Source organism: Rathayibacter rhapontici (assembly GCF_001995175.1).
Taxonomy (GTDB): Bacteria; Actinomycetota; Actinomycetes; order Actinomycetales; family Microbacteriaceae; genus Rathayibacter.
In genome coordinates, this window is the sequence record NZ_MUKN01000050.1 from 21,456 (window position 1) to 27,462 (window position 6,007).

The following is a 6,007-nucleotide window of genomic DNA, read 5'->3' on the forward strand; positions in this document are numbered from 1 at the left end:
CCAGGCGCGGGAGCTGCGCGTCATCGTCCTCGAGCATGATGTCGCGATCCGTCAGGCTGGTCCGCGTCCGTCAGGGGGCCACGGGACGCGATCCGAGCGAGGACTGGAAGCGGAGGAGGTAGCCGTCGGGGTCGACGACCAGCACCTGGCGGACTCCCGCCTCCCGCTCCCCCGTCCGGTACCAGCGCGTCTCGGGCTCCAGGAACAGCGGGACGCCGGCGTCTCGCAGCGCCACGGCCACAGCGTCCGCGTCGTCGACGCGGATCTGGAGGTCGAGACCGCGACCGAGCGGACGTTCGAGCGGACCGGTGATCCAGTCGCGTCCTGCGCCGATGCGGTCGAGCATGACGTGGGAGCCGCCGCGGACCAGGTAGGCGAAGCCCTCCTCGGGGCGGGAGTAGCGGACGGAGAAGCCGCAGAGGCCGCACCAGAAGGCCAGGCTGCGCTCGAGATCCTCGACCAGCAGCTCGGGCACGAGGTTGGGGTCGTCGGAGCTCACCGGCACAGGGTGCCACAGCACCGGGCGGACACCCCTCATCAGTAGGGTGGGGCGATGAGCGAGCCGCGATACTCGGACGAGTGGCCGCTGCGGCAGGCGCCGCCCGCGTTCCCCCTCTCGGCCCTGCTGGTGGTGCCGATCGTCATGGCGGTCGCCGGGACGCTCGGTCTGGTCGCGATCACTCAGCTGCCGTTCGACCCGGTGCAGATCCTTGTCGTCGGCGGCCTGCCGTACGCGGTCCTGGCGCTCCTCGTCTCCTCCGCCCTGCGGATCCGCGTGCTCCGCCGACCGATCGACGAGCAGGCCGACGACCTCTTCGCGACCGGCCGGAGCCCCGCTCAGCGGATCACCTTCGCCGTCGCCGTCTGGCTGCTCGTGCTCTGGGTCGTCTTCGCCGCACTGTGGGTGGCGACCGCCGAGGGGTCCCTCCTGCTCCTGGGAGGGCCGCTGGTCGTCGGAGCGGTCGTCTCGATCGTGGCGAACGCCCGCCTGCTCTACTCGCCCCGAGTCGCGCTGGCCGAGGTGGAGGCGGTGCGCGCGCACGCACCGGGTCGGGCAGCGATCCTCGCCAACTGGGCGCTGGCTCCCGTCTCGTGGTTCGCCTTCGCGATCCCGGCGACCGTGCTCGTCAGCGACGGCGTCCTGTTCTGACGGCGGCTCGTGTCGCGGGCGCGTGCTCCGGCAGCCCGTTCTCGCGGCGGAACCGCTCGAGGGCCCGGCGGTCGGGCAGCAGCAGCTTCGGCGCGTCGACGGCCTGGAACGTGCGGTGCAGCCGGAGCCGGCCGGCGCGCGCCGGACCGAGGAGGAAGCGCAGCATCGCGAGGCTCACCCGGTCGCGCGTCCCCTCCAGCCCTCCGATCCGCTCGGCCGGACTCCAGGTGCGGCGGAGGTACCGGAGGACGCTCGTCGGCGTCGTCGCGTCGAGCAGGACGACTCCGGTGGCCCGCTCGAGCCGCTCGGGCAGCCAGCGGGAGTAGTTGCCCTCGATGACCCAGCGCTCCCCTCGGACGGCGACGCCGTGCAGGGCCGCGAACTCGTCGTCGGGGCGCTCGACCCAGGCCGTCCCCGGGCGGTGCCGGTACTGGTCGAGGTGCACCACGGCCAGGCCGCGGGAGTGGCCGATCGCCGCGGCCGGCGTCGACTTCACACTGGTCGACGGGCCGATGACGCAGATCCGGTCCCCCAGGTCGTCGAGGGCGGGCGGGAGCGTCAGCGCGCCTGCTCCGGCGCCTTCGTGCGACCGGGGAGCAGCAGCAGCCCCGAGACGCCGACGACGATGAGCAGGATCGCGACGACCGTGACGAAGGACGCCAGCGCGAGCACCGGCATGATGATCGTCAGGATCCCGGCGATCACCGAGCGATCCCCGCCGCGATCGGCAGCCAGGCCGGCCCGGACACGGTGCGGCCGCTGGTGATGCTCGAGACGCCGTCGAGGATCCAGCCGAGGCCGATCACGAGGCCCAGCACAGTGAGGGACTCGAACGGATTCGAGAGGCACAGGATGCCGGTCACGAGGATGAGCGCGCCGAGCAGGCCCGCGAGCCAGCGGACGCGCGCCTCGAGTCGGGAGGCCGTGAAGGCGAGCAGGAGCCGGAAGACGCCGGCCGCGATCAGGTGGATGCCGAAGACGATCGCCACCGTCAGCAGGGTCGGCCCCGGGATGAGCACGGCGATCACTCCGAGCACGATCGCGATCAGCGAGACGCCGATGATCCAGCTCCGCTCGACGGCGGTGCGGGACAGGGCGGGAGCGGCGTTCTCGGACATGGAGTTCCTTCGCATCGGGAGTGGGCTCTTCGAACGCTAGTGCCTGGTGAGCACGAGATCGCCGTCGCGAGCACGGCCTGATCGTGCGAGCTGCAAGGAGGGGACCGACGGTCGATGCGGGCATCGACCGAGGTCTCCGACGCCGCAGATCGTGCGATCAGGCCGAGCGGAGCACGCGAGATCGTGCTCACCAGGCACTTGGACACCCCGGTCGCGCCGTGCACCGCCTTGCGCCCGCGCCGCCCGCCTGTCAGAGGCGCAGCCGGCGCAGCAGCTGCGCGTTGAGCGCGACGACCACGGTGCTCGCGCTCATCAGCAGAGCGCCGACCTCCATCGGCAGCACGAAGCCGATCGGAGCGAGCACTCCCGCCGCCAACGGGACGGTGGCCAGGTTGTAGCCCGCGCCCCAGGCGAGGTTCTGCCGCATCTTGGCGGCGGAGGCGCGCGAGAGTGCGAGGATCCGCGCCACGCTCCGGGGGTCGTCGGAGGCGAGCACCAGACCGGCCGAGGCGATCGCGACGTCGGTCCCCGCGCCGATCGCGATGCCGACGTCGGCTCCCGCGAGCGCGGGGGCGTCGTTGACGCCGTCCCCCACCATCGCGACCCGACGGCCCTCGCCCCGCAGCCGCGCGACGACGTCGCTCTTGCCGCCGGGCAGGACACCCGCGATCACCTCGTCGATGCCGAGCTCGGCGGCGACCCGTCGGGCGACGGGCTCGGCGTCGCCGGTGACCAGCGCCACCCGCACGCCCTCGCGGCGCAGCGCCGCCACCGCCTCCGCGGACTCCGGGCGCACCGCGTCCTCGAGCACGACGGCGCCGAGGACCGAGTCCTCGCGGAGGACGTGCAGCACGGTCGCGCCGCGCTCCGACGCTCCCGCGCTCTCGGGGAGCGGAGCGAGGCCCCGCTCGGTCAGCAGGGCCGGGCCGCCGACGGCGATCCGGGCGCCGTCGACGTCGGCCTCCACTCCGATGCCCCCTCGCGTCAGGAAGCCGCCGGCGCGCAGCCCGGACTCCCCCGCCGCGCGGACGATCGCCGCGGCCAGCGGGTGCTCGCTGTCGCGCTCGACGGCGGCGGCCAGGGCGAGCGACTCCGGGGCGCCGAGCACGTCGACGACCTCGGGGCGCCCCAGGGTCAGGGTGCCGGTCTTGTCGAAGAGCACGGTGTCGACGGTGCGCATCGCCTCGAGCGCGGCGCGGTCGGTCACCAGGATCCCGGCGCGCGCCGCCTTCTCGGTCGCGATCGACACGACGAGCGGGATCGCGAGTCCGAGCGCATGGGGGCACGCGATCACGAGGACGCTGACGGTGCGCACGAGAGCCGTGTCGGGCATCCCGAGCGCGAGCCACACCACGGCGGTGACGACGGCGGCGCCGAGGGCGAACCAGAAGAGCAGGGCGGCGGCGCGGTCGGCGAGCCTCTGCGCGCGCGACGACGAGGACTGGGCCTGGGCGACCAGGCGGCGGATCCCGGCGAGCGCGGTGTCGTCGCCCGTCGCGTCGATGCGGAGGCGCAGGCGGGCGTCGGTCGCGACGCTGCCCGCGACGAGGCGGTCGCCGACCGAGCGCGCGACGGTGCGCGACTCCCCCGTCAGCACCGACTCGTCGATCTCGGCGGACCCCTCGAGGATCTCGCCGTCGGCCGGCACGCGGGCTCCGGGCCGGACGAGGACCACGTCGCCGACCGCGAGCTCCTCGGAGCGGACCCGCTCGACACCGTCGGGCGTCTCGCGCTCAGCCTCATCCGGCAGGAGAGCGGCGAGCGAGTCGAGGGCGCTGGAAGCCTGCGCGAGCGACCGCATCTCGATCCAGTGGCCCAGCAGCATGATCACGATCAGGAGCGCGAGCTCCCACCAGAAGTCCAGGCCGTGCGGCAGGAGCCCGGTGCTCGCACCGAGGGACGACACGAAGGCGACGGTGATCGCGAGGGCGATCAGCAGCATCATGCCCGGGGCGCGGGAGCGGATCTCGTCGAGCGCGCCGGAGAGGAACGGGCGGCCGCCGACCACGAAGAGCACCGTGCCGAGCACGGGCGGGACCCCCGCGATCCAGGAGGCGGAGGGGAGCCGGTAGCCGACGAGGTCGGCGAACATCGGGCTCAGCAGCACCGTCGGCACGGCGAGCACCAGCATCGACCAGAAGAGGCGGCGGAACATCGCGACGTGGCCGGAGTGGCCGTCGTGGCCGTGGCCGTGGTGGTCTCCGTGGCCCGAGGGCCCCTCGTGGCCGGAGTGGTCCTGACTCCGGCCGCCGTCGTGGCCGGAGTGCCCCTCGTGTCCCGAGTGGTCCTGCTGTCCGCGTCCTGCGGAGACCTCGCTCCGCACCTCGTCTTCTCCGCCGTGCCCGTGATCGTGCCCGTGCCCGACCGCTGCACTCGTTCCGTGCGCCATGCGCATCTCCTTCCAATACCCCCGGGGGGTATCAACGAAGGACGGAGCGGACTATTCCCGACCCGCTGAGGCGTGTCTCTGCAGCCGCGGAGCGCGGCCGGCGCTCAGTGCTTCCGCGACGACCCCGCCGCGCGGTGGCGGCGGGTGCTGCGCACGACGAGCAGCAGCACCAGGACCCCGATCGCGCCGTAGATGATCGCGTCGAGCACCCCCGCGTACTGGTCGACGAGCTCGTACTGAGTGCCCAGCGCCGCACCCAGGCCGATCAGCAGGCCGTTCCAGACTCCGGAGCCCAGGATCGTGAGCGCCGAGAACAGGAGGAGGTTCATCCGCTCGGCCCCCGCCGGGAGCGAGATCAGGCTGCGCACTCCCGGGATCAGCCGGCCGAACAGCACCGCCCAGGTGCCGTGCCGGCGGAACCAGCCGACCGCCTTCTCGAAGTCCTCGCGGTCGACCAGCGGCAGCTTCGAGAGCAGGCGGATCGAGCGCTCGGTGCCGATGCGGTACCCAAGCCAGTAGAGGACGAGCCCGCCGAGGTACGCGCCGAGCGTCGCGGTGATCACGACGAGCACGATGTTCATCCGGCCCTGCTGGGCGAGGAAGCCCGCCAGCGGCAGCACCAGCTCGCTCGGGATCGGCGGGAAGACCGTTTCGATGAGGGTCAGCAGCCCGACGCCCACCTCGCCGAGCGCGGCGATCACCCGCGCAGCGACGCCGACGAGCCCGGAGAGCTGGTCGATGCTGTCGGAGGAGGTGGAGGAGGCCGCGGAGGCAGGGGCGAGGGCGAGAGTCGCGATCGTCATGACTGAGAAGCTACTCAGTGCTCGAGCCCTTCACCTGGGAATCCGACGGCGTGGTCGATCCAGGGCGGTCAGGGAGCGCCGGTGAGGACGACCTCCCCGGACTCCTGCAGGCGCACCTCGACGGAGGCGATGTCGGCGAGCGGCAGGCCGGTCGCGAGGGTCGGGTGCATCGAGCTGCCGGGGGTGCTCGTCCACGATCCGATGGGCTCGGAGCCGCCCGAGGTGTCGGTCACGTACATCACGTAGGCGACCGAGCGTGCTCCGGGCGAGGACCCCTCGGCGCTCTCGCCCCAGCTGCAGTCCATGTCGATCCGCGTGCCCCACTCCTCGGCGACGAACTCGACGGTCGCCTCCACGGGCACGCCAGGCTCGCTCGCGAGCGAGACCGTGTAGCCCGTGGTGTCGACGGTCGCGGCGGTCTCGCCGACGACCATCGGCAGCGCGATCGCCGCGGCGGCCGAGACTCCGGCGGCCGCCAGCACGAGCCCGGCGACCCGCACGCGGGTGCGGCGGCGGACGGAGTCGGTGGCCGCGGCCAGCCGGGACA

7 protein-coding genes and 1 pseudogene are annotated in these 6,007 nt (G+C 73.3%); 1 reads left to right on the forward strand and 7 read right to left on the reverse strand.

Features of this window, described 5'->3' with window-relative positions; all coding sequences use genetic code 11:
• Nucleotides 1-70 precede the first annotated feature (70 nt).
• Entirely contained in the window at nt 71-499 is a 429-nt protein-coding gene (locus B0T42_RS14675) for a bleomycin resistance protein (RefSeq protein ID WP_201788556.1), read from the reverse strand.
• A 54-nt stretch (nt 500-553) separates the two neighbouring features.
• On the opposite strand from B0T42_RS14675, the gene B0T42_RS14680 reads away from it, so the two are divergent.
• Nucleotides 554-1,150 carry a hypothetical protein gene (locus B0T42_RS14680; RefSeq protein ID WP_077223777.1) on the forward strand — a complete coding sequence of 199 codons (597 nt, stop codon included), beginning with the start codon at nt 554-556 and terminating at the stop codon, nt 1,148-1,150.
• Here B0T42_RS14680 and B0T42_RS14685 read toward each other — a convergent pair.
• From B0T42_RS14685 to B0T42_RS20175, 6 genes and pseudogenes are all read right to left on the reverse strand, one after another.
• Nucleotides 1,128-1,646: a P-loop NTPase family protein gene (locus tag B0T42_RS14685; RefSeq protein ID WP_201788557.1), complete on the reverse strand. Its 519-nt coding sequence runs from the start codon at nt 1,644-1,646 to the stop codon at nt 1,128-1,130. The two genes, B0T42_RS14680 and B0T42_RS14685, sit on opposite strands and share 23 nt — an antisense overlap.
• Nucleotides 1,647-1,708: 62 nt before the next feature.
• Entirely contained in the window at nt 1,709-1,855 is a 147-nt protein-coding gene (locus B0T42_RS20170; protein ID WP_158078146.1) for a DUF308 domain-containing protein, read from the reverse strand.
• Nucleotides 1,852-2,268: an HdeD family acid-resistance protein gene (locus B0T42_RS14690; protein ID WP_158078147.1), complete on the reverse strand. Its 417-nt coding sequence runs from the start codon at nt 2,266-2,268 to the stop codon at nt 1,852-1,854. The genes B0T42_RS20170 and B0T42_RS14690 overlap by 4 nt, the downstream gene beginning before the upstream one ends.
• A 250-nt stretch (nt 2,269-2,518) precedes the next feature.
• Nucleotides 2,519-4,663 (reverse strand): copper-translocating P-type ATPase, encoded by a 2,145-nt coding sequence (locus tag B0T42_RS14695; protein WP_077223779.1) that lies wholly within the window; start codon nt 4,661-4,663, stop codon nt 2,519-2,521.
• A gap of 98 nt (nt 4,664-4,761) precedes the next feature.
• Nucleotides 4,762-5,460 (reverse strand): DedA family protein, encoded by a 699-nt coding sequence (locus tag B0T42_RS14700; protein ID WP_077223780.1) that lies wholly within the window; start codon nt 5,458-5,460, stop codon nt 4,762-4,764.
• A gap of 68 nt (nt 5,461-5,528) precedes the next feature.
• Nucleotides 5,529-6,007, reverse strand: a pseudogene (locus tag B0T42_RS20175) (hypothetical protein); the annotation flags it as partial.

Excerpts from the sequence above, each read along its gene's own strand:
- B0T42_RS14700 (WP_077223780.1), bottom strand. The coding sequence starts at position 5,460 with ATGACGATCGCGACTCTCGCCCTCGCCCCTGCCTCCGCGGCCTCCTCC.
- B0T42_RS14690 (WP_158078147.1), bottom strand. The coding sequence starts at position 2,268 with ATGTCCGAGAACGCCGCTCCCGCCCTGTCCCGCACCGCCGTCGAGCGG.
- B0T42_RS14695 (WP_077223779.1), bottom strand. The coding sequence starts at position 4,663 with ATGCGCATGGCGCACGGAACGAGTGCAGCGGTCGGGCACGGGCACGAT.
- B0T42_RS14680 (WP_077223777.1), top strand. The coding sequence starts at position 554 with ATGAGCGAGCCGCGATACTCGGACGAGTGGCCGCTGCGGCAGGCGCCG.